Below are 21808 nucleotides of genomic sequence, written 5' to 3' on the forward strand. Positions count from 1 at the left end.
CGATCATCGACGACGGAAGGCAGATCGTGTCGAGCCCTGCAGCCGGAACCGACTTCTTCTCCCTCTACAGCCACGATTTCGTTCGGATCGCCTCCTGCGTGCCGCGCGCGGCCGTCGCCGAACCGGCCTTCGCCGCCGAGGAGACGCTCCGGCTCGCGCGCCAGGGCGACTCGGAGGGAACCGCGCTGATGCTCTTCCCCGAGCTCGGTCTCTCCTCCTACGCGATCGATGACCTGCTCTTCCAGGATGCACTTCTCGATGCGGTCGAGGCCGCGCTCGGCCGGATCGTCGAGGCCTCGGCGACGCTCTTTCCGGTGCTCGTCGTCGGCGCGCCGCTCCGCCATCAGGGCCGGCTCTACAACACGGCCGTCGTCATCGCCGGCGGCGCGATCCTCGGTGTCGTGCCGAAGACCTATCTGCCGAACTATCGCGAATTCTACGAGCGGCGCCATTTCACCTCGGGGGCCGGCGTCGCCGGCGGATCGATCACGGTCGCCGGCCGCCGGGTGCCGTTCGGCGTCGATCTCCTCTTCCGCGCGACCGGCGCCGTCCCCTTCACGTTCCACATAGAGATCTGCGAGGACATCTGGATCCCCCTGCCGCCCTCGACGCGCGGCGCGCTCGCCGGGGCCGAGATCCTGCTCAACCTGTCGGCGAGCAACATCACCATCGGCAAAGCCGATCTGCGCCGTCTGCTCTGCGCCAGCCATTCCGCCCGCACCGTCTCGGCCTATGCCTATTCGGCGGCGGGACCGGGCGAATCGACCACCGACCTCGCCTGGGACGGTCAGGCGGCGATCTTCGAGTTCGGCGATCCGCTCGCCGAGACCGAACGCTTCCCGACCGGTGCGACGATCGCCACGGCCGACATCGATCTCGGCCGGCTGCGGCAGGAGCGGATGCGGATGAACACCTTCGGGGAGTGCGCGCGGGAGGAACTCGGCCGCGCCGCGCCGTTCCGCGCCGTCGAATTCCCGCTCGCCGCCCCGGCCCGCCCGGTGCCCCTGCGGCGTGCCGTCGAGCGCTTCCCCTTCGTTCCGGCCGATCCGGCGCGGCTCGCCGAGGATTGCTACGAGGCCTACAACATCCAGGTCCAGGGCCTCGCCAAGCGGCTCGAGGCGACGGGGCTGCGCCATGCCGTGATCGGCGTCTCGGGCGGGCTCGATTCGACGCAGGCGCTGATCGTCACGGCGCGGGCGATGGACCGGCTCGGCCGCGACCGCAAGGACATCCTCGCCTACACCCTGCCCGGCTTCGCCACTTCGGATCACACCAAGGCGAATGCCTGGGCGCTGATGCGCGCGCTCGGCGTCACCGCGGCCGAGATCGACATCCGCCCGGCCGCCCGCCAGATGCTCGCCGATCTCGGCCATCCCTTCGCGGACGGCGAGCCGGTCTACGACGTCACCTTCGAGAACGTGCAGGCGGGCCTGCGTACCGATTTCCTGTTCCGCCTCGCCAACCAGAAGGGCGGGCTGGTCGTCGGCACCGGCGATCTCTCCGAGCTCGCGCTCGGCTGGTGCACCTATGGCGTCGGCGATCACATGTCGCACTACAACGTCAACGGATCGGTCTCGAAGACGCTGATCCAGCATCTGATCCGCTTCGTCGCCGCCTCGGGCGACGTGGATCGCGAGACGGCGGCCATCCTCGAAGCGATTCTCTCGACGGAGATTTCGCCCGAACTGGTCCCCGCCGCACCCGGCGCCGCGATCCAGTCGACGCAGGCGATCGTCGGCCCCTATGCGCTGCAGGATTTCACGCTGTTCTATCTGACGCGGTTCGGCTTCCGCCCGTCGAAGATCGCCTTCCTCGCCCATGCCGCCTGGAGCGATGCGACGCGGGAGGGCTGGCCGGCCGATCTGCCCGAGACCGACCGGCGGGCCTATTCGCTCGCCGAGATCCGCCACTGGATGGCGGTGTTCCTGCGCCGCTTCTTCACCAACCAGTTCAAGCGCTCGACCCTGCCGAACGGCCCGAAGATCACCTCCGGCGGCTCGCTCTCGCCGCGTGGCGACTGGCGCGCGCCCTCGGACGGCAATGCCCGCCTGTGGCTCGAGGAGCTGGAGCGGAACGTTCCGGCGGCGTGAAGCGGCGGCCGGGACGCCGCCCCCTTGCACCGGGCCGGAGGTGCCCCGGTGCACGAGAGCCAGCGGCGCCTCAGCCGACGAGATGCTTCTGGATCTCGTAGGTCGACAGGTGGACGAGATCCTTGCCGATCTCGGCCGAAATGATCGCCTTCGTCGTCGGCGCGAGGTGCTTGCGCAGCACGCCGAGCGCGCGGGGCGGCGCGACGAGGATCAGATCACGGACGGAATGCTCAGCCACCGCCTTGTCGACGGCCTCGGCGACGGCCGCAAGGAAGGCTTCCTCCGCCTCCTCGTGGCGATCGACATCGGCGAGCGCGCTGCGCGCCGCGCCGTGCGACTGGAAGCTGCGGCCGGGCCGGTCCGTGCCGAGCGCCCGCGCCGGCAGGTTGGGCTGGAGCATCACGTCGACCGGCCAGAGATTGACGAGTTCCGAATCGCCCTCATTGCGGAAGGCGAGCGCCTTGGCGCCGTCGCAGACGACGACCCAGCTCTTCCACGGTATCCGCACCCGGTCCATCGTCCTCTCCCTCGCTGTGCCGGCTCGCCCGGCTGAATGGCGTCGACCTCCAGCCTAGAACGGCCCGCCAGCCGCCTCGTTGCGTTGGATCAACAGCACCCGTCGCCGCGCCGCTGCCGTCCACCCGCCACTCGCTCTTGCGCGGGACAGCGGTCCGCGAGACCATCCCCCGCGAACGGAGGGTATCGGCATCATGGCGGTCCGGATCGTGCGGCTCGGAAGCCCGCGCCAACCCGGCGAAGGCACCCGGATCGGCACCGTGCGGCGACCGCCGCGCGGCGTCCGCAAGGCGCTCTATGCCTCCGAGAACTGGTTCGACGTCTGGTATCCCGAACTGTCCCCGAGCGCCGATCTCGTCGCGCAGGCGCAAACCGCCGCGAGCGAGGCGGAGTGGCAGGCCTTCGTCGCGGCCTTCCGCAAGGAGATGAGCGCGCCGGCCGCCGGCCGCACGCTCGACCTTCTCGCCGCACTCTCGCAGAGCGCCGCCTTCTCCGTCGGCTGCTATTGCGAGGACGAGGCGCGCTGCCATCGCTCGGTGCTGCGCGCCCTTCTCGCCGAACGCGGTGCAATCCTCGCCTGACGCCGCGGGAGCCAAGTCGAATCCGGGCCGACGCAGCAATTCGGGCCCGGCCGATCGACGAAAACGTCGCGCTGACTTGCGGAACACACAGGGAACAGCTAGCGTGTTCGTGATTTGTCCCGCAGCGATTCTCCCGGGCGACACGAGACGGCGATGCTCACGCGCAAGCAATACGAACTGCTGATGTTCATCCATGAGCGGCTGAAGGAGGCGGGCATTCCCCCCTCCTTCGACGAGATGAAGGATGCTCTCGACCTGCGCTCGAAATCGGGCATCCACCGGCTGATCAAGGCGCTCGAGGAGCGCGGCTTCATCCGCCGCCTGCCCAATCGGGCGCGGGCGCTCGAAGTCGTGCGCCTGCCGGAGGCGATGGCGCCCCCGGTTGGTCGCCCGGCACGCAAGGGCTTCTCGCCGAGCGTCATCGAAGGCAGCCTCGGACGGGTCCGCTCGGCCGAGGCCGAGGGTGAAACCGGCATCCCGGTCTCGATCCCGGTGATGGGCCGGATCGCCGCCGGCGTGCCGATCTCGGCGATCCAGAGCCAGAGCCACACCATCACCGTCCCGCCGGAAATGCTCGGCGCCGGCGAACATTTCGCCCTCGAGGTGCGCGGCGATTCGATGATCGAGGCGGGCATCCTCGACGGCGACACCGTGCTCCTGCGCCGCACCGACGCGGCGGATACCGGCGACATCGTGGTGGCGCTGATCGACGACGAGGAGGCGACGCTGAAGCGGCTGCGCCGCCGCGGCGCCTCGATCGCGCTCGAGGCCGCCAATCCGGCCTATGAGACCCGCATCTTCGGCCCCGACCGCGTCCGCATCCAGGGCCGCCTGATCGGCCTGATGCGCCGCTACTGAAGAAGAGCTTGCCTCCCGGGGCGTCGGCTCCGGCAATTCCGCGCGCCGTCCCCCGCGTCGGCACGGGCCTCAGCGCGGTGCGGTGGCGGGCGGCATGAAGGGGCGGCGGGCGGCGGGATAGGCGGTCTCGATGGTAAAGCCGCCCTCTCCGTCCGCGACCAGCGCCTGTGCGCCGCCGCGGTCGAGCGGCGCGCGGTCGATGACGAGCGCCGTCGTGCTGCACCAGTCGGGCGCGGCGAGCGGGGTGACCACGACCGCGGCCAAGCGACAATCGTCCTCGAAAGCGGGCGCGGCGCGGACGAGTGCCACCAGGCGACCGTCGGGGAGCGGCGCGGTGCAGCCGAGCGGATCGCAGAGCGCTCCGGCGGCGAGGTCCTCCGCCTTGTGGCGGCGCGGATCGCCATCGGCGCGCAGCCAGGTGTCGGCGACGAAGCCGTCCGGCGGCTTCCCGAGAAAGACGAGCCGGCCTTCCGCCGCGCGGATCGCGACCGTGTCGCCGGCCGGGGAGACGAGGATGTCCGGCGGCTGAGGCAGCAGGAAGGCGATGGCCGAGGCCGCGATCGGCACCAGCCCGAGAAGCCGCCAACGCTCCCGCCACAGGCAGAGCCAGAGGAAGCCGCCGACGAAGAGCGGCAGGGCGAGCACGGGTGGCGCCGCGACCGCGCCGGCGTTCGCGCCGGTGAGCTCCGCAACGACGTGAGCGACGAGGATCATGTAGTCGATGCCCACGCCCACCAGACGGAGCGGCAGCGCCTCGAGCCCGAACGGCATGGCGAGGGCCGCGACGAGCGCCGCCGGCATGACGAGGAGATCGACCACCGGCATGGCGGCGAGATTGGCGAGCACCGAGAGGGGCGCCGCACGCTGGAAGTGGTGGAGACCGAACGGCGTCGTCGCGAGGCCCGCGAGCAGGGACGTCAGCGTCATGCCACCCGCCCAGAGCCCGAACCGGCCGGACACACCGGCAAGGCCGCCCGTCGCGACACCCTCCGGCCGCGGCAGCAGGCGTCGGGCGAGCGCCTCATAGCCCGCGACGAGGGCGAGCGTCGCCGCGAACGACATCTGAAAGCTCGCCGACAGGAGGCTGTCCGGGGCAAGCGCCATGACGATCAGGGCCGCGGTCGCGACATTGCGGAGCGAAACGCCGCGCCGGTCGAGCAGCACGGCCACGAAGACGACGGCGATCATGATGAAGGAGCGCTGCGTTGCGACGCCGAGCCCGGAGATCAGCAGATAGAACAGGCCCACGGCGAGCGCCGCCCCCGCCGCCCATTTCTTGATCGGATAGCGGAGCGCGAGCGCCGGCGAGAGCGCGAGCAAGGCCCGCACGGCAAAGAAGGCGGCGCCCGCGACGATCACCATGTGGAGCCCGGAGATCGACAGCACATGGGCGAGACCGGAGAGCCGCATCGCGTCCTCCGTCTCGCGCGTGAGACCCCCCATGTCGCCGATCGTCAGCGCGACCGCGATCGCCCCCTGCTCCCCGGGGAGCACGGCGAGGATCCGGTCCCGCATCGCTTCCCGCACGGCTTCGAGGGGAGCCCTCGATCGGATGTCGAGCGGCGCACGGCCGAGCGTCGCGGGCTTTGCCTTGCCGTAGGCGAAGCCGGTCGCGCCGATTCCGGCGAAGAAGGCGGCGCGCGCATAGTCGTAGCCGCCCGGCATGGCGAGCCCCGAAGGCGGACGCAACCGGGCCTTCAGGGTCACCGCATCGCCGAGATAGGGCGCCGTGCCCCGCAAGGTGAGCGTGACCCGCCGCGGGATCACGCCGAGGCCGCGGGCTTCCATCGACGCGACCCGCAGCGTCAGCCGGAAGCCGCCGCGGCGGGGTTCACGATGCTCGACCCAGCCGGTGACGGTCACCGTCCGCTCGCGGTCGAGCCGCGGGGCCGCCATAGCGCGCGTCTCGATCGTCATCGCGCTGGCGCCCGCCGCCACCATGGCGCCGAACAGCGCCAGCCGAAATGCGGCCGGCCGAGCCCCCAGCCCCGCCGCCGCGATACCGAGGCCGACGGTCAGCGGCAGGAGGACGAAGAGGGAGGGCTCCGCCGGCAGGCCGATATAGAGGAGGATTCCGAGCCCGAAGGCGACCGGGAGGAAGAGATAGCCCCGTCCGGCCTCCATCTCCCGCTCGAACGTCGCGCCGAGCCGGAGCCGCCACGGGCCGAAGGGGAGACCGCCGCGCGGCACGGGCCAGCGACGCGGCCGAGCGTCTCCGGCCGCCCTCCCGGCGGCATCCCGCCCGAGCCCTGGCAGCGCCGTGCTCACGGCCGCCTCCGCCCCGCCTTCCGCCCTTGCCCGCGCCTATGCTACATGACGCGCCGCGAAACGCCGAGCCGCCTTCGGTTCGGCCGCCGCTCTTCCCGGAGCTCGAATGTCCAAGCCCGTCGTCACCCGCTTCGCCCCCTCGCCCACCGGCTTCCTCCACATCGGTGGCGCGCGGACCGCGCTCTTCAACTGGCTCTATGCGAAGCATACGGGCGGCACGATGCTGCTGCGCATCGAGGACACCGACCGCGAGCGTTCGACCGAGGCGGCGATCGAGGCGATCCTCGACGGGCTGCGCTGGCTCGGCCTCGGCTGGGACGGCGACACGGTGTTCCAGTTCGCCCGCGCACCGCGCCACCGCGCCGTCGCCGAAGAGCTGCTCGCCGCCGGCAAGGCCTATCACTGCTATTGCACGCCGGCGGAGCTCGAGGCGATGCGCGAGAAGGCGCGCGCCGAGGGGCGGCCGCCGCGCTATGACGGAACCTGGCGCGACCGGGACCCCTCCGAGGCACCGGCCGGCATCAAGCCCGTCGTACGCATCAAGGCGCCGCTCGAGGGCGAGACCGTGATAGAGGATCTGGTCCAGGGCCGGGTGGTGATCCCCAACAAGGATCTCGACGATCTCGTCCTGCTGCGCTCCGACGGGACGCCGACCTACATGCTCTCGGTCGTCGTCGACGATCACGACATGGAGATCACCCACATCATCCGCGGCGACGACCACCTGACCAACGCCGCGCGGCAGATGGTGATCTATCACGCGATGGGCTGGACGGTGCCGTCGATGTCGCACATCCCGCTGATCCACGGACCGGACGGCGCGAAGCTCTCGAAGCGGCACGGCGCGCTCGGCGTCGACGCCTATCGGGCCATGGGCTACCTGCCCGAAGCGATGCGGAACTATCTCGTGCGGCTCGGCTGGTCGCGCGGCGACCGAGAGATCATGACGACCGAGGAGATGGTCGACTGGTTCGACATCGTCGATGTCGGCCGCTCGGCCTCTCGTTTCGATTTTGCGAAGCTCGAGAACCTCAACGGCCATTACATGCGGGCCGCCGAAGACGGCAAGCTGTTCGGCGACCTGCTCGCCACCCTGCCCTATCTGCCCGGGGGAGCGGCCTTTGCGGCCCGGCTGACGCCGGAGCGGAAGGAGCAGCTGCGCGCCGCCCTGCCCGGTCTCAAGGACCGCGCGAAGACCCTCGTCGAACTGATGGACAGCGCGACCTATCTCGTCGTCGAGCGGCCGCTGGCGCTGGACGACAAGGCGCGCCAGATCCTCGATGCTGACGCCCGTGCCGTGCTCGCCGCGCTCTTGCCGCGCCTCGCGGCCCTCGAGAGCTGGAGCGTCGAGAGCACCGAGGGCGTCGTCAAGGGTTATGCCGAGGAGACCGGGCTCAAGCTCGGCAAGATCGCGCAGCCGCTCCGCGCCGCGCTCACCGGCCGGTCGACCTCGCCCGGGATATTCGACGTCCTCGTCGTCCTCGGCCGCGAAGAGAGCCTCGGCCGGATCGGCGACCAGGCCGCGCGTTGACCATACGGCACACGGCCTCCGGTCGTGACGGGCGGGCATCGGCCCGCTCGTAAGGACTCCTTACGGTGACCGCTTTCGGGCGGCTTGCCGCGTCGCAATAAATCGGTTACCGCTCTTGGCGGAACGATCCTCCCGCATCGTGCCGTCCTTGAGGCGAGACGTCGCCCGGACCCGCACAATCGGCGCAAAAAGTCACTGTCTCCCAAGGGGGTGGGCTCAATGAGCGAAACCATGGCGAAGCTGACGATCGGTGAGGAGAGCTGGGATTTCCCGGTCAAGACGGGGACGATCGGGCCGGATGTCGTCGACATCTCCTCGCTCTACGGCAAGACCGGCCGCTTCACCTATGATCCCGGCTTCACCTCGACCGGTTCCTGCGACTCGAAGATCACCTTCATCGACGGCGAGGAAGGCATTCTTCTCTATCGCGGCTACCCGATCGAGCAGCTCGCCGAGCACGGCGACTTCCTCGAGACCTGCTATCTGCTGCTCTATGGCGAGCTGCCGACCGCGGCGCAGAAGGCCGATTTCGACCAGCGCGTCACGTATCACACGATGATCCACGAGCAGATGTCGCGTTTCTACACCGGCTTCCGCCGGGACGCGCATCCGATGGCGATCATGTGCGGCGTGGTCGGCGCCCTCTCCGCCTTCTACCACGACTCGACCGACATCTCCGATCCGCATCAGCGCATGGTCGCCTCGCTGCGCATGGTCGCCAAGATGCCGACGATCGCGGCCATGGCCTACAAGTATCACGTCGGCCAGCCCTTCGTTTATCCGCTCAACGCGCTCGACTACGCTTCCAACTTCTTGCGCATGTGCTTCGCCGTACCGGCGGAAGAGTATAAGGTGAACCCGATCCTCGCCCGCGCGATGGACCGGATTTTCATCCTGCACGCCGATCACGAGCAGAACGCGTCGACCTCGACGGTGCGGCTCGCCGGCTCCTCGGGCGCCAACCCCTTCGCCTGCATCGCCGCCGGCATCGCCTGTCTGTGGGGGCCTGCGCATGGCGGGGCCAACGAGGCGGCGCTCAACATGCTGCAGGAGATCGGCACGGTCGAGCGTATCCCCGAATATATCGCCAAGGCCAAGGACAAGAACGATCCGTTCCGTCTGATGGGCTTCGGTCACCGCGTCTACAAGAACTACGACCCGCGCGCCAAGATCATGCAGCGGACCTGCCACGAGGTGCTCTCGGAGCTCGGCATCACCGACGATCCGCTGCTGGAAGTCGCGATGGAGCTGGAGCGGATCGCGCTGCACGACGAGTATTTCATCGAGAAGAAGCTCTATCCGAACATCGACTTCTACTCGGGCATCACGCTGCGCGCGCTCGGCTTCCCGACGACGATGTTCACCGTGCTGTTCGCGCTCGCGCGCACCGTCGGCTGGATCGCGCAGTGGAAGGAAATGGTCGAGGATCCGAGCCAGCGCATCGGCCGTCCGCGCCAGCTCTATTCCGGCGCCGCCCGCCGCGATTACGTGCCGATGTCGAAGCGCCGCTGAGGCGGACATCGCCTCATCGAACGACGAAGGGCGCCCGCGGGCGCCCTTTCTCATTGAGGCCGGTCGGAGCGGCTCAGGACGCGGGCGTCAGCCGGTCGAGCGCGACGGCGCGGACGATCTCGGCTGCCCGGCGACTCGGCGTCAGCCGGCCGACCCCCATGACCGTGTCGAGCCGGGCGAAGGCCTCCGTCTGGCGCGCCCGCTGCGGGCCCTCGGCCACGATCGCCGCAAGGGCGGCGGAGAGCCGGTCGGGCCGGCAATCAGCCTGCAGAAATTCCGGCACGGCGTTCTCGCCGAGCACCAGATTGGCGAGGATCACGGAGGGCACGTCGAGCATCACCCGGGCGATCGCCTCCTCCCATTTCGGGATGCGGTAGGCGGCGACGAGGGGGACGCCGGCGAGCGCCAGTTCGAGCGTCACCGTGCCCGAGGCGGCGAGCGCCGCCCGGGCGGCCCGGAAGGCCGCCCGCCGCTCCGCGTCGCCATCGACGACGCGGACCGGCACCGGCCATGTCGCGACCAGCGCCTCGACCATCGGCCGCAGCCGCGGCAGTGTCGGCAGGACGAACTCGCCCGGCTGGCGCGCTGCGTACGCGCCGAGGGTCGCGCCGAAGATTGCGCCGAGCCGCTTCAGTTCGGACCGGCGGCTTCCCGGCAGCACGAGGACGAGCGGCGGCGCCGCAGTGCGGCGGGCCGCCTCCGCCGCGTCCGGCCGCAGGGCCGCGGCTTCGGTCACCAGCGGATGGCCGACATAGCTCGTCGGTGGACCGCCGAGCCGGTGCATCACCGCGGGCTCGAAGGGGAGCACGGCGAGGACATGGTCGATCGGGCCGGCCATCGCCTTCGCCCGCCCCTTCCGCCACACCCAGACCGTCGGCGCGACATATTTGACGATCGGCAGGTCCGGGAGACGCCGCCGCACGCGGGCCGCGACGCGATGGGTGAAGTCCGGGGCGTCGACGAGCACGAGCACGTCGGGCGGTGCCGCGAGAATGGCGGCCACCGTCTCCTTCAGCCGGCGCAGAATGGTCGGCAGCTTGCCGAGCACCTCGCCGATGCCGATCGCCGTGAGGTCGTCCATCGGGAAGAACGAGGCGAGCCCCTCCCCCGCCATCAGCGGGCCGCCGACGCCCCGAAAGCGCGCGCCGTTCGGCCCTGCCGCGAGCGCCGCCATCAAGGGCGCGGCGAGCGCGTCGCCGGAATGCTCGCCGGCGATGATGAACACATCGAGCGGCCGGCCGGCGGGAACGGCGCTCATCGCGGCGCCAGCCCGGCGAGGGCGAGACCGGCGCGATCCGCCGCCTCGATCATCGCCTGGAGATCGGCCGCAATCACGCCGCCCGCCTCGAGCGCCAGCCCGCCGAGACCCGCGGCAGCCGTGCGCTCGACGGTCTGCGGCCCGACCGAGGGCAGATCGATCCGCCGGTCCTGACCGGGCTTCGGCGCCTTGACGAGCACGCCGCGCCCCGGCGCCGTCTTCAGCCGGCCGCGCCGGCGCAGATCCGCGACACGCTCCAGCATCAGGTCGGTGCCCTCCGCCGCCTCCACCGCCACGACGTGGCCGCCGATCACGACGAGGGCCTGGCCGACATCGTAAGGGCCGAGCGCGGCGAGCGCCGCAAGGCCGAGCCGGGCGTCGGCCGCCATCGCCTCGTCGAAGGCGCGCGCGCCGAGCCGCCCCTCCGGCACCAGGATGCCCGGCGCGATCTCATGCGCACCACGCAGCCGGAAGCCCGCCTCCTCGAAGATCGCGCCGACCCCGGAGAGGAGATGATCGTCGCCGCCGCGGAACAGCCGGGCGATGCGCGGCAGCAGGCGGACCGTCGTGAAATCGAGCCGGATGTCGAGGAGGCGCGGCCGCGTCAGCGCGCCGACGATCACCACGTCGCGGCATCCGGCCCGCCGGATCGCGGCGGACAGCGCCCCGAAGGCGCCGAGCGGCACCCATTCGTGCGGCCATTCCTCGACCCACGGGTCGGCGAAGCCGCGGATCGGAAAGAGCGTGACGGAACGGCCGGCGCGGGTCGCCGCCTGCGCGACGGCGAACGGGAACCGGCCGCCGCCGCAGACGACAGCGAGCGGCTCGCCGACCCCGGCGCGGGCCTCAGTCGTCGTCTCCGTCATCGGTCTCGACGTGGCTCGGCACGGTGATCTGGCGTTTGCCCGCGGTTCGGATGAACTCCACGACCCGCATGACCGGCGCGTTATCGGCGAAGCGCTCCGCGGCTCGTTCCACCCGATCGTCGAGCGAACCGCTGCCGTAGAAGATCGCCTTATAGGCGGCGCGCAGCGCATGAATCGTCGGCCGGTCGAAACCGCGCCGCTTGAGGCCGATGATGTTCAGGCCGCCGAGCCCGTCCGCACCGTCCCGGACCGCGCCGAACGGAATCACGTCGTGGCGGATCGGGCAGACGCCGCCGATCATCGCCTGCTCGCCGATGCGGACGAACTGATGCACCGCGGCGAGCCCGCCGAAAAAGACGAAATCGCCCACCACGACATGCCCGCCGAGCGTCGCATTATTGGCGAAGATGACATTGTTGCCGACATGACAGTCATGCGCGACATGCGAGCCGACCATCAGGAAGCAGCGCTCGCCGATCGTCGTCTCCATGCCGCCGCCAGCCGTGCCGATATTGACCGTCACGTGTTCGCGGATCTGGCAGTCGGCGCCGATCGTCAGGCGGCCGGGCTCGCCCTTGTAGTGCACCGATTGCGGCGGCGTGCCGAGCGAGGCGAAGGGGAACACCGTGGTGCGGGCGCCGATCGACGTGTGGCCGACGATCGAGGCATGATGATGGAGCCGCACACCGTCGGCGAGCGAAACGTGAGCGCCGACATAGGCATAGGCGCCGATCTCGACATCGTCCGCGAGGACGGCTCCGTCCTCGACGATCGCCGAGGGATGAATGACGGGCATGGTGGTCGGTTACCGTTCTACGATCATGGCGCTGATCTCCGCCTCGGCGACCTTGGCGCCGGCGACCATGCCGATGCCCTCGAAGCGCCAGATGTTGCTGCGCCGGCGCAGCTTGCGGACATGATATTCGAGCACGTCACCGGGCACGACCGGCTTGCGGAACTTCGCCGCGTCGATCGTCATGAAATAGACGAGCGAGGGCGGGCCGTCCGCGGCATGTTGCGCCGCGATGCAGATGGCGCCCGCGGTCTGGGCCATGCCTTCGATGATCAGCACGCCCGGCATGACGGGGCGACCGGGGAAATGGCCGAGGAAATGCGGCTCGTTGAACGTCACGTTCTTGTAACCGACAGCCGAATTGTCGCCATCGATCTCGCCGATCCGGTCCACCATCAGGAAAGGATAGCGGTGCGGCAGGTATTCGAGCAGCTTGATGATATCGATCGATTCGAGCGTCGTCGCGGTCATCCCCTGCTCCGTCACTGTTCGCCGCCGGGCGTCCGCCCGCCCGCCCCGCCACCGCGCGCGAGGCGCTGCAGGGTCATCTCGGCGCGATACCATTCCTTGATCGGCCGGGCCGGCACGCCGCCATAGCGCGCGCCCGCCGGCACGTCGTCCTTGACCACGCTCACCGCGGCGATCTGGGCGCCCATCCCGATCCGGACATGGCCGTTGACGCCCGACTGGCCGCCGATCGCCACGAAATCCTCGAGCGTCGCACTGCCGGAAATGCCGACCTGCGCAACGATGACGCAATGGCGTCCGATGACGACGTTGTGGCCGATCTGGACCTGATTGTCGATCTTCGTCCCCTCGCCCACCACCGTGTCGCGGTTGGCCCCGCGATCGACCGTCGTGTTGGCGCCGATCTCGACGTCGTCCTGGATCACCACGCGGCCGATCTGCGGGATCTTGGCGTGGCCGCGCGGGCTCATCAGATAGCCGAAGCCGTCCTGACCGATCCGCACGCCCGGATGCAGGATCACCCGGTTGCCGATCAGCGCGTGGACGACGGTCGCGCCGGCACCGATCGTGCTGTCGCGTCCGATCCGCACCTCCGGCCCGATCACCGCGCCCGGCCCGATCAGGCTGCCGGCGCCGATCTCGGCCGCCGCGCCGATCACCGCACCCGGCTCGACGCGCACGCCCGGCTCGAGCCGCGCCGTCGGATCGACATGGGCGCCCGCCGCGACGCCCGCCCCGCTGGTGACCGGCAAGGGCCGCAGCGCCTCGGGAAAGAGCCGGCGGAGGGCCGCCACATACGCCTCGTGCGGCCGGTCGGTGATCAGTCCGGCGACATCGGCGGGCAGTCCGTCCGCAAAACGCCGGGCGAGGAAACAGCCCCCCGCGCGGGTCGCGGCCAACTGCCCGGCATAGCGGGCATTGTCGAGGAAGGTGAGGTCACTTGGCCCGGCCGAATCGAGCGGCGCGACGCCGCTGACGAGACGGCCCGCCAACTCGGGCCTGAGCAGGGATGCGCCGGTCAGCTCGGCGACGACGCCGAGCGGCATGGCCTGCGCCGCTCTGAAGAAGACGGGATCTGCCATGGAGCGTTCCGACAAAGCAAAGGGGCCGCCGACAGTTCGGCGGCCCCTCGCTTCGTCATAGCGAAGATTAGAACTGGGTGCCAGCGGAGAAGCGGAAGAACTGCTCCTCGTCGTAGCTTTCCTTGGTGAGCGCCTGCGCGAAGTCCGCACGAAGCAGACCGAAGGGCGAATTCCACAGGATCGACGCACCGACCGACGAACGGATCGACGCATCGTCGTGGATCTCGCCCGCGAGACCCGACGGCCGGTCGACATCGAACAGCGTGCCGGCATCGGCGAAGACCGCGCCGCGCAGACCGAGATCGGACGGCGCCAGCGGCATCGGGAATTGCACTTCCGCCGTGGCATTCACGTAGTTCTTGCCGCCGAGCGCGTAGCTGTCGTTGACGCCGTCATAGCGCGCACCGTAGCCGCGGGCCTTGAAGCCACGGATCGTCTCGCCACCCTTGAAGAAGTTGTCGAGGATCGCGACGTCGTCGCCCCAGCCGGTGATGTTGCCCGCGCCGATCTTGAGGAAGCCGACGATGCCCGTCTCCGGCACCACTTCCTTATAGTAGCGCGCATCCGCGGTCGTCTTGACCCACTGGCCGTCGCCACCGACGCCCGCAAAGTCCTGGTTCAGGCGGAAATAGAGGCCGTCGCGCGGGTCCTGCTTGTTGTCGATCGTCGAGTAGGTGACCTGATAGCCGATCGACGAGTTGAGATACTCGCCATCGCCATAGATCGCCTTCAAGGCGTCCGTGTCGGTAACTCCCGTCCGCGCACTCACGTCGCGGTTGGCGAGCTTGTAGTTGAACTGGACGTCGAGATCGTCGGTGATCGGCAGGCCGAGACGGAGCGTGCCGCCATAGCTGTCGAGATTGTAGGGACGATCGTTGGTGTCGTCCGAGGTCTGGTAGAAGGCGTCGAAGCCGAGCGCCATCCGCCGGCCGAGGAAATACGGCTCGGTGAACGACATATTGAAGTTCTGCGAGTTCTCGCCGCCGCCCACCGTGATCTTCAGATACTGACCACGGCCGAGGAAGTTCTTCTCCTGCATGGACACTTCGGCGATGAAGCCGTCATCGGTCGAATAGCCGCCACCGACCGTGAACGAGCCGGTCGACTGATCCTCGACATTGACGACGATCACGACGCGGTCCGGCGAGGAGCCGGGCTCGGTGGTCACGTTGACCGACTTGAAGTAGCCCAGATTGCGCAGGCGACGTTCGGCACGATCGGCTAGGACGCGATTATACGCGTCACCCTCGGCCATATCGAATTCGCGCCGGATGACGTAGTCGCGCGTCCTGTCGTTGCCGCGCACGTCGATCCGTTCGACATAGAGCCGCGGCCCCTCGTCCACCATATAGGTGATGTCGATCGTATTGGTCTCGTAGTTGCGGTCTGCGCGCGGCCGAACCTGCGCGAAGGAATAGCCGGTCTTGGCGATCGCGTAGGTCATGTCCTCGAGCGTGCGCTCGATGAGCAGAGCGTTGAAAGTGCGGCCCGACTTGGTCTTGACCACATCCTTCAGGCTGTCGGCGGAAACCTCGGGGATCGACGAGTCGACATTGACCGCACCGAACTTATAGCGCGGACCTTCTTCGATCGTGAAGGTGATGACGTATTTGTTGCGCGCCTCGTCGAAGGTCGGCTCGGCCGAGACGACGCGGAAATCCGCATAGCCGCTGCGCAGATAGAAGCGGCGGAGCAGCTCCTGGTCGGCGGCGAGCTTGGCGTCGTCATAGACGTCGCGCTTCGTGAACCAGGAGAGGAAATTCGTCTCCTTGGTCTGGATGACGCTGCGCAGCCGGCCGTCCGAGAAGGCCTTGTTGCCGACGAACTCGATATCCGAGATGCCCGTGCGCGACCCCTCGGTGATCACGAAGGTGACGTCGACGCGGCCATTGTCGCGCGGCGTGGTCTCGGCCCGAACATCGGCCTGTGCGCGGCCGGTGTGCTGATAATAGCCCTTGATGCGCTCGACATCGCCCTGGAGCTTGGCGTCGGTGACCACGGCGCGCGGCTTCGTCTCGAGCAGCCCCTCGAGCATAGCGCGCTTGATCTTCTTGTTGCCCTGGAAGCGGACGGTGCCGACCACCGCATTCTCGGACACCTTCACGACCAGCGAATTGCCGCGCTGGGTGATCGAGACATCGGAAAAGAGGCCCGTCGCATAGAGCGCCTGCACCGACCTGTCGATGTCCGCGGGGCCAAAATTCCGCCCGGGCTGGATCAGGACGTAGCTGCGAACCGTCTCCGAATCGACGCGCTGATTGCCCTGAACGACGACGCTGCGGATGACCGCAGCCTCCGCCGACAGAGAGCCGAGGACGCCGGTCTGGGCTGCCAATACCGGCACCGCCACCGTCATCAGCGCGATCCGCGCCACCCCGCGCGCGACAGTCATCGTCTTCTTCATCGCGTCAGACGCCCTGCTCTTTCGATACTCCCAGGTCCGACCCCCGGAGCCATCCTTGCGGACTAGCTCGATCGGACCACCACACACCGCCTTGTGGCAGGCTTTTGCGAAGGGCGCAAGACAACCGCCTTGCCGCCCTCCCGATTCCGCCGAAGCGTTGCCCGCCCGCCACGTAGGAAACCCCGAAACTAAAGAGAACTCAAATGAATAATGTCGTTCCAAGTGGTGAAGAGCATCAGCATCAACACCGCCGCGAGACCGATCCGGAAGCCGATGTCCTGTGCCCGCTCGGACAGCGGACGGCCACGGACAGCCTCGATCAGGTAGAAGAGGAGATGGCCGCCGTCGAGCATCGGAATCGGGAACAGATTGATCAGCCCGATCGAGACCGACAACACGGCGGCGAGATGGATGAGCGCGGTGAATCCGAGCGTCGCGACCTGGCCCGAGACCTGGGCGACGCGGATCGGCCCGCCGAGCTGGTCGGCCGATTCGCGCCCGATCAGCACGTCGCGCAGATAGACCCCGGTGCGCGCGACGACGAACCAGGTTTCCTCGGCGCCGAGCACGATCGCCTGCGGCAGGTCGAATCGCTCGACGACGATCGAGGACGGATCATTGGTACGCGACAGGCCGAGCTGGGCGATCCGGTGGACATTGCCGAATCGGTCGCGAACTTCACGCAGCTCCGGCGTCGCATGGAGCGTGACGGTGCCGCCCTGGCGCTCGACCGTGATGGCGAGGTCGCTGCCGGCGCTGCCGCTGACGATTCGCTGCAGATCGTTGAAGCTCGAGACCGGCGCGCCGTCGATCGCGACGACGGTGTCGCCCGGCTGGAACCCGGCGCGCTCGGCCGCCGTCCCGGGGACGATCGTATCGACCCGCGCGCTCGTCGTCTCGCGGCCATAAAGCGTGAAGAGCGCCGCGAAGATCGCGATCGCGAGAATGAAATTGGCGATCGGCCCGGCGGCGACGATCGCCGCCCGCTGCCAGACCGTCTTGGCGGCGAAGGTGGTGCTTCGCTCCGCCTCGCTCATCCTTGCGAGCGCCGGCCGGTCCGGCGTGCTCGCCTCGCCTTCGTCGCCGTGGAACTTCACATAGCCGCCGAGCGGGATCGCCGAAATCCGCCAACGCGTTCCGCGCCGGTCGTTGAAGCCGATCAGTTCCGGACCGAAGCCGATCGAGAAGACCCGCACCCCGACGCCGCACCAGCGCGCGACGAGGAAATGGCCGAGTTCGTGGAAGAACACGACCGTCGTGAGAACGAAGAGGAAGGGAAGCAGATAGCCGAGCGTGGCCGATCCGAAACTCTCGATACCGCCGAGAAACTCCATGTCCCGCTCTCGCTCCGCCCCCGGGCACCGCAGCCCGATCTGTCTCAGCCCACCAGAACCGTCCGGCGCCGCGCCGCCTCGGCGGCGTAGCGCCGCGCCGCGGCGTCGAGCGCCAGGGTATCGGCGATCGTCGCGCCATTCTCCACACGCGCCCCAGCCGCCCGATCGAGGCCATCGCGGACGACGGATGCAATGTCGAGAAATCCGATCGCCCCGTCGAGGAAAGCCTCGACCGCGACCTCGTTCGCCGCATTCAGAACCGTCGTCGCCCAATCGCCGGCACGGAGCGCCTCGTAGGCGAGCGCGAGACTAGGGAAACGGTCGGAATCCGGCTTTTCGAAGGTCAAGGTGCCGACCGCCGTCAGGTCGAGCCGCGGCGTCGCGACCGCGACGCGCTCGGGCCAGGCGAGGCAATGCGCGATCGGAATCCGCATGTCGGCCGCGCCGAGCTGGGCGACCACCGAACCGTCGGCATAAACCACCATGCCGTGCACCACCGACTGTGGGTGGACGAGTACTTCGAGCTGCTCGGCGGGCGCAGCAAAGAGATGGTGGGCCTCGATCACTTCGAGGCCCTTGTTCATCAGCGTCGCCGAATCGATCGAGATCTTCCGGCCCATCGACCAGTTGGGATGGCGCAACGCCTCCGCCGCCGTGGCGCGGCGCATCTGCTCGTGCGTCCAGGTCCGGAACGGGCCGCCCGAGGCGGTCAGCACGATCCGTTCGACCGCGCCACAGTTCTCCGCATCGAGCGCCTGGAAGACGGCGTTGTGCTCCGAATCGACCGGCAGGATGTGAACCCCTGCCCGCTCGGCGGCGGCGAGGAACAGGCCGCCGGCGCAGACCAGGCACTCCTTGTTGGCGAGCGCGATATCGGCGCCCGCCTCGATCGCCGCCAGCGTCGGCGCGAGGCCGATCGACCCGACGAGCCCGGCGACGACGAGATCTGCCGGCCGGGCCGCGGCCTCGACGACCGCCGCCGCGCCGGCCGCCGCCTCGATCCCGCTGCCGGCGAGCGCCGCGACGAGATCGTCATAGGCCGCCGGATCGGCGACCACGGCGAGACGCGCGCCGAGGCTTTTCGCCGTCTCGGCGAGTGCCTCGGCATTGCCGTTGGCCGTCACGGCCTCGACCACGAAGCGCTCGGGCTGCTGCTGCACGATATCGGCCGCGCTGCGGCCGATCGAGCCTGTCGCCCCGAGCAGGGTGATCCGCCGCGGGCCGGACCGCGCCGCGCGCGCGCCGCGCGGCGCCGGCGTGCTCACCATCGGAATGCCCCGTTCGCGATCTGGTCCGCCCCGGCGCGCATCCAGCCGAGTGCCGCAGCGGCCGCGGCCGCGAAGATCAGGCCGTCGACACGATCCATCAGCCCGCCATGACCCGGAATGAGTCCGCTCGCATCCTTGACGCCGAAATGCCGCTTGAGGCTCGATTCGAACAGATCGCCGGCCTGCGAAGCGAGCGAGAGCGCCGCGAGCACGACGACGAGCGCCGGCGCGATCCGAGCCTCGACCAGCGACGCGACGACGAGCGCGAGACCGACGCCGCCGATCAGACCGCCGAAAAACCCGGACCATGTCTTCTTCGGCGACACGGCCGGCCAGAGTTTCGGCCCCCCCACGGCGCGGCCGACGAAATAGGCGCAGCTGTCCGTGCCCCAGACGAGGACGAAAAGGATGAGGAGCGCCGCCGCGCCGAAACTCTGGTCCATGCGCAGCGCCGTGAGCCCGATGCCGAGCGCACCGGCATAGGCGACGCCGCCGGCGAGCCAGGCGGAGCGGTCGAGCGCCGCGCCGACGGCCGCTGCGACGGCGAGCGCGGCAAGTCCGAGCGACAGATCGACGAGCCCGCCGACGAGCGGTGCGGCGAGCACGAGGAGCGCCGCGAGCAACGCGCCCGGCCGGCGGAACGGAGCTCCGCCGATCCCCATCCATTCATGGAAGACGATCACCGCGGCGATGCCGGCGACGAGATAGCCCGGCACCCCGCCCCACCATGCCGCGGCGAGCGCCAGAGGCGCGAGCACGGCGGTCGAGATCAGCCGGAGCCGCAGATCGCTGCGCGCCGGAGCGGCGGGCGTGGCGCCGCCCTCGCGTTCGGTCATGCTCCGCTCCGCGCGGCGATCCCGCCGAACCGGCGCGCACGGCCGGCATACTCATCGAGCGCCGCACGCAGGGTCTCGCGGTCGAAATCCGGCCACAGCACCGGCGTGAAGACGAACTCGGCATAGGCCGACTGCCAGAGCAGGAAGTTCGACAGCCGCATCTCGCCGCTCGTCCGCACGATCAGATCGGGGTCGGGAAAGCGCGCCGTGTCGAGCCGGGTCGACAGGGCCGTCTCGTCGACCGCGCCGGCGTCGAGCCGCCCTGCGGCGACATCCTCGGCGATCCGACGGGCGGCGCGGGCGATCTCGTCGCGGGCGCCGTAATTGAACGCGACGACGAGTTCGAGCGCGCGGTTCGCGGCGGTGAGACCCTCCGCCTGCTCGATCAGACCGCGTATGTCACCGGGCAGCGCGTCGCGCGCGCCGATCACGGTGACGCGGACACCGCGCTCGTGCAGGTCCGCGAGGTCGCGCTGGATGAAGAGCCGCAGCAGGCCGAACAGGAACTGCACCTCGGCCGGGGGCCGCGACCAGTTCTCCGACGAGAAGCTGAAGACGGTGAGCGTGCCGATGCCGAACTCGATCGCGGCGCCGATGGTGCGGCGCAGCGCCTCGACACCCCGCCGATGACCCTCGGTGCGCGGCAGGCCGCGCGCGGCGGCCCAGCGGCCGTTGCCGTCCATGATGATGGCGACATGGCGCGGCGGACGCGGCGCGGCCACCTGCGGCACGCCGAATGGATCGGCATTGGAACTCATCGCGTCGGCACCGCCCGTCATCGACCGCCGTCAGACCTGCTTGATCTCGGCCTCCTTGGCCGCGAGCACCGCGTCGATCTCGTGGATCGTATCATCGGTCAGCTTCTGAATCTTGTCGGTCGTACGGCGCACCTCGTCCTCGGCCATGCCGTCCTTCTCCGCCTTCTTGAGCGCGTCCATGCCGTCGCGCCGCACGTGCCGCGCCGCGACCCGTGCGCTCTCGGCATATTTGTGCGCGATCTTGACGAGTTCCTGGCGGCGCTCGGCATTGAGCTCGGGAATCGGCACGCGGAAGGTCGCGCCCTCGACGACCGGATTGAGGCCGAGGCTCGATTCGCGGATCGCCTTCTCGACCGCCTGGATGTTCGACCGGTCCCACACCTGAACGACGATCAGGCGCGGCTCGGGCACGCTGATCGAGGCGACCTGGTTGATCGGCATCGCCGAGCCGTAGACATTGACGACGACGGGCTCGAGCAGCGCGGCGGAGGCGCGTCCGGTGCGCAGGCCCGCGAGCTCGGCCTTGAAGGAGGTCACGGCGCCGTGCATGCGGCGGCTGAGATCGTCGAGCAGATTCATGGGCGTCCTCACTCTCGTCGCATCGCCGACGGCGCCGCGGGAGCGGATCCCGTCAGTCGTCCGCGACGATGGTTGCGCGACCGCCGCCCGTCAGGATGTCGACGAAGGCGTTCGGCGTCTGGATGGAGAAGACGATTACCGGAATCCGGTTGTCGCGGGCAAGCGCCACGGCGGCGGCATCCATGACCTGCAGCCCGCGCGCCAGTACTTCGGCGTGGCTTATCCGTTCGAAACGGGTGGCGTTCGGATCTTTCTTGGGGTCGGCGCTGTAGACGCCGTCGACCTGCGTGCCCTTGAAGAGCGCGTCGCAGCCCATTTCGGCCGCGCGCAGCGCCGCACCGGAATCGGTTGTGAAGAACGGATTGCCGGTCCCGCCGGCGAAGATCGCGACCTTGCCGAGCGTCATCGCCTTCTCGGCCCGCTGCTGCGAGAAGGTCTCGCAGATGGTCGGCATCGGTACGGCGGAGAAGATACGGCAGGCGACGCTGCGCCGTTCGAGGCCCTCGTGCAGGGCCACCGCGTTCATAACGGTCGCGAGCATGCCCATGTGATCGCCGGCGACGCGGTTGCCGCCCGCCTTCGCGATCGTCATGCCGCGGAAGATATTGCCGCCGCCGACCACGAGGCCGACCTCGACGCCCATCGCGACCGCGGCGCCGATCTCGCCGGCGATGCGGTCGACGACCTTGTCGTCGATGCCGAAAGCCTGATCGCCGAGAAGGGCTTCGCCCGAAACCTTGAGAAGAACTCTTCGGAACCGGCTCACGCCCGCCATGGCCACCGCCTTCGCAAAATTCGGCCCCGCA

At 69.4% G+C, this 21808-nt stretch carries 19 protein-coding genes; 5 read left to right on the top strand and 14 right to left on the bottom strand.

Annotated features, from left to right (window positions below):
- The first annotated feature begins 26 nt into the window (after positions 1-26).
- On the top strand, positions 27-2090 hold the full coding sequence (locus GGQ63_RS01750; RefSeq protein ID WP_183851868.1) for an NAD(+) synthase: 2064 nt from the start codon (positions 27-29) through the stop codon (positions 2088-2090).
- Positions 2091-2160: 70 nt separating this feature from the next.
- Here GGQ63_RS01750 and GGQ63_RS01755 read toward each other — a convergent pair whose 3' ends face one another.
- Positions 2161-2607 (bottom strand): host attachment protein, encoded by a 447-nt coding sequence (locus tag GGQ63_RS01755; protein WP_183851869.1) that lies wholly within the window; start codon positions 2605-2607, stop codon positions 2161-2163.
- Between the two features lie 193 nt (positions 2608-2800).
- Here GGQ63_RS01755 and GGQ63_RS01760 point away from each other — a divergent pair, with 193 nt between their 5' ends.
- Entirely contained in the window at positions 2801-3187 is a 387-nt protein-coding gene (locus GGQ63_RS01760; RefSeq protein ID WP_183851870.1) for a DUF488 domain-containing protein, read from the top strand.
- A 153-nt stretch (positions 3188-3340) separates the two neighbouring features.
- Positions 3341-4045 carry a transcriptional repressor LexA gene (gene lexA / locus GGQ63_RS01765; protein ID WP_183851871.1) on the top strand — a complete coding sequence of 235 codons (705 nt, stop codon included), beginning with the start codon at positions 3341-3343 and terminating at the stop codon, positions 4043-4045.
- Positions 4046-4114: 69 nt separating this feature from the next.
- On the opposite strand, the gene GGQ63_RS01770 is transcribed toward lexA, so the two are convergent.
- Positions 4115-6169, bottom strand: a complete 2055-nt coding sequence (locus GGQ63_RS01770; RefSeq protein WP_183851872.1) for a ComEC/Rec2 family competence protein — start codon at positions 6167-6169, stop codon at positions 4115-4117.
- A 250-nt stretch (positions 6170-6419) separates the two neighbouring features.
- Between GGQ63_RS01770 and gltX the strand changes: the two genes are divergently transcribed.
- Together gltX and gltA are read left to right on the top strand one after the other, a co-directional pair.
- Positions 6420-7844, top strand: coding sequence for a glutamate--tRNA ligase (gltX, locus tag GGQ63_RS01775; RefSeq protein ID WP_183851873.1), 1425 nt, complete (start codon positions 6420-6422; stop codon positions 7842-7844).
- A gap of 219 nt (positions 7845-8063) precedes the next feature.
- Positions 8064-9356: a citrate synthase gene (gene gltA, locus GGQ63_RS01780; RefSeq protein ID WP_183851874.1), complete on the top strand. Its 1293-nt coding sequence runs from the start codon at positions 8064-8066 to the stop codon at positions 9354-9356.
- Between the two features lie 73 nt (positions 9357-9429).
- On the opposite strand, the gene lpxB is transcribed toward gltA, so the two are convergent.
- The 12 genes from lpxB to pyrH form a co-directional block, all read right to left on the bottom strand.
- Positions 9430-10614, bottom strand: coding sequence for a lipid-A-disaccharide synthase (gene lpxB / locus GGQ63_RS01785; RefSeq protein WP_183851875.1), 1185 nt, complete (start codon positions 10612-10614; stop codon positions 9430-9432).
- Complete coding sequence (locus tag GGQ63_RS01790) at positions 10611-11480, bottom strand: LpxI family protein (RefSeq protein WP_183851876.1); 870 nt, start codon at positions 11478-11480, stop codon at positions 10611-10613. The genes lpxB and GGQ63_RS01790 overlap by 4 nt, the downstream gene beginning before the upstream one ends.
- A complete protein-coding gene (gene lpxA / locus GGQ63_RS01795) occupies positions 11461-12276 on the bottom strand; it encodes an acyl-ACP--UDP-N-acetylglucosamine O-acyltransferase (protein WP_183851877.1) in 816 nt (271 codons plus the stop codon). Before lpxA ends, GGQ63_RS01790 begins: the two co-directional genes overlap by 20 nt.
- 9 nt (positions 12277-12285) lie before the next feature.
- Positions 12286-12744: a 3-hydroxyacyl-ACP dehydratase FabZ gene (gene fabZ, locus GGQ63_RS01800; RefSeq protein ID WP_183851878.1), complete on the bottom strand. Its 459-nt coding sequence runs from the start codon at positions 12742-12744 to the stop codon at positions 12286-12288.
- An 11-nt stretch (positions 12745-12755) separates the two neighbouring features.
- The gene (lpxD, locus tag GGQ63_RS01805) at positions 12756-13823 is read right to left on the bottom strand and encodes a UDP-3-O-(3-hydroxymyristoyl)glucosamine N-acyltransferase (protein WP_183851879.1); all 1068 of its coding nucleotides are present in this window, start codon (positions 13821-13823) and stop codon (positions 12756-12758) included.
- Between the two features lie 67 nt (positions 13824-13890).
- Positions 13891-16215 carry an outer membrane protein assembly factor BamA gene (gene bamA, locus GGQ63_RS01810; RefSeq protein WP_183851880.1) on the bottom strand — a complete coding sequence of 775 codons (2325 nt, stop codon included), beginning with the start codon at positions 16213-16215 and terminating at the stop codon, positions 13891-13893.
- Between the two features lie 200 nt (positions 16216-16415).
- The gene (gene rseP / locus GGQ63_RS01815; RefSeq protein WP_183851881.1) at positions 16416-17561 is read right to left on the bottom strand and encodes an RIP metalloprotease RseP; all 1146 of its coding nucleotides are present in this window, start codon (positions 17559-17561) and stop codon (positions 16416-16418) included.
- A gap of 44 nt (positions 17562-17605) precedes the next feature.
- Positions 17606-18826, bottom strand: a complete 1221-nt coding sequence (locus tag GGQ63_RS01820) for a 1-deoxy-D-xylulose-5-phosphate reductoisomerase (protein ID WP_425502047.1) — start codon at positions 18824-18826, stop codon at positions 17606-17608.
- Positions 18823-19665 carry a phosphatidate cytidylyltransferase gene (locus tag GGQ63_RS01825; RefSeq protein WP_183851883.1) on the bottom strand — a complete coding sequence of 281 codons (843 nt, stop codon included), beginning with the start codon at positions 19663-19665 and terminating at the stop codon, positions 18823-18825. The genes GGQ63_RS01820 and GGQ63_RS01825 overlap by 4 nt, the downstream gene beginning before the upstream one ends.
- Positions 19662-20423, bottom strand: a complete 762-nt coding sequence (locus GGQ63_RS01830) for an isoprenyl transferase (RefSeq protein WP_183852606.1) — start codon at positions 20421-20423, stop codon at positions 19662-19664. Before GGQ63_RS01830 ends, GGQ63_RS01825 begins: the two co-directional genes overlap by 4 nt.
- 30 nt (positions 20424-20453) lie before the next feature.
- Positions 20454-21002 (bottom strand): ribosome recycling factor, encoded by a 549-nt coding sequence (frr, locus tag GGQ63_RS01835; protein WP_183851884.1) that lies wholly within the window; start codon positions 21000-21002, stop codon positions 20454-20456.
- Between the two features lie 52 nt (positions 21003-21054).
- Complete coding sequence (pyrH, locus tag GGQ63_RS01840) at positions 21055-21777, bottom strand: UMP kinase (RefSeq protein WP_183851885.1); 723 nt, start codon at positions 21775-21777, stop codon at positions 21055-21057.
- Positions 21778-21808: the final 31 nt, after the last annotated feature.

The sequence above is a fragment of the Prosthecomicrobium pneumaticum genome (assembly GCF_014199915.1).
Taxonomy (GTDB): domain Bacteria; phylum Pseudomonadota; class Alphaproteobacteria; order Rhizobiales; family Kaistiaceae; genus Prosthecomicrobium; species Prosthecomicrobium pneumaticum.

Excerpts from the sequence above, each read along its gene's own strand:
- GGQ63_RS01755 (WP_183851869.1), bottom strand. The coding sequence starts at position 2,607 with ATGGACCGGGTGCGGATACCGTGGAAGAGCTGGGTCGTCGTCTGCGAC.
- GGQ63_RS01760 (WP_183851870.1), top strand. The coding sequence starts at position 2,801 with ATGGCGGTCCGGATCGTGCGGCTCGGAAGCCCGCGCCAACCCGGCGAA.
- lexA (WP_183851871.1), top strand. The coding sequence starts at position 3,341 with ATGCTCACGCGCAAGCAATACGAACTGCTGATGTTCATCCATGAGCGG.
- GGQ63_RS01770 (WP_183851872.1), bottom strand. The coding sequence starts at position 6,169 with ATGGAGGCCGGACGGGGCTATCTCTTCCTCCCGGTCGCCTTCGGGCTC.
- gltX (WP_183851873.1), top strand. The coding sequence starts at position 6,420 with ATGTCCAAGCCCGTCGTCACCCGCTTCGCCCCCTCGCCCACCGGCTTC.
- gltA (WP_183851874.1), top strand. The coding sequence starts at position 8,064 with ATGAGCGAAACCATGGCGAAGCTGACGATCGGTGAGGAGAGCTGGGAT.
- lpxB (WP_183851875.1), bottom strand. The coding sequence starts at position 10,614 with ATGAGCGCCGTTCCCGCCGGCCGGCCGCTCGATGTGTTCATCATCGCC.
- GGQ63_RS01790 (WP_183851876.1), bottom strand. The coding sequence starts at position 11,480 with ATGACGGAGACGACGACTGAGGCCCGCGCCGGGGTCGGCGAGCCGCTC.
- lpxA (WP_183851877.1), bottom strand. The coding sequence starts at position 12,276 with ATGCCCGTCATTCATCCCTCGGCGATCGTCGAGGACGGAGCCGTCCTC.
- fabZ (WP_183851878.1), bottom strand. The coding sequence starts at position 12,744 with ATGACCGCGACGACGCTCGAATCGATCGATATCATCAAGCTGCTCGAA.
- lpxD (WP_183851879.1), bottom strand. The coding sequence starts at position 13,823 with ATGGCAGATCCCGTCTTCTTCAGAGCGGCGCAGGCCATGCCGCTCGGC.
- bamA (WP_183851880.1), bottom strand. The coding sequence starts at position 16,215 with ATGACTGTCGCGCGCGGGGTGGCGCGGATCGCGCTGATGACGGTGGCG.
- rseP (WP_183851881.1), bottom strand. The coding sequence starts at position 17,561 with ATGGAGTTTCTCGGCGGTATCGAGAGTTTCGGATCGGCCACGCTCGGC.
- GGQ63_RS01825 (WP_183851883.1), bottom strand. The coding sequence starts at position 19,665 with ATGACCGAACGCGAGGGCGGCGCCACGCCCGCCGCTCCGGCGCGCAGC.
- GGQ63_RS01830 (WP_183852606.1), bottom strand. The coding sequence starts at position 20,423 with ATGAGTTCCAATGCCGATCCATTCGGCGTGCCGCAGGTGGCCGCGCCG.
- frr (WP_183851884.1), bottom strand. The coding sequence starts at position 21,002 with ATGAATCTGCTCGACGATCTCAGCCGCCGCATGCACGGCGCCGTGACC.
- pyrH (WP_183851885.1), bottom strand. The coding sequence starts at position 21,777 with ATGGCGGGCGTGAGCCGGTTCCGAAGAGTTCTTCTCAAGGTTTCGGGC.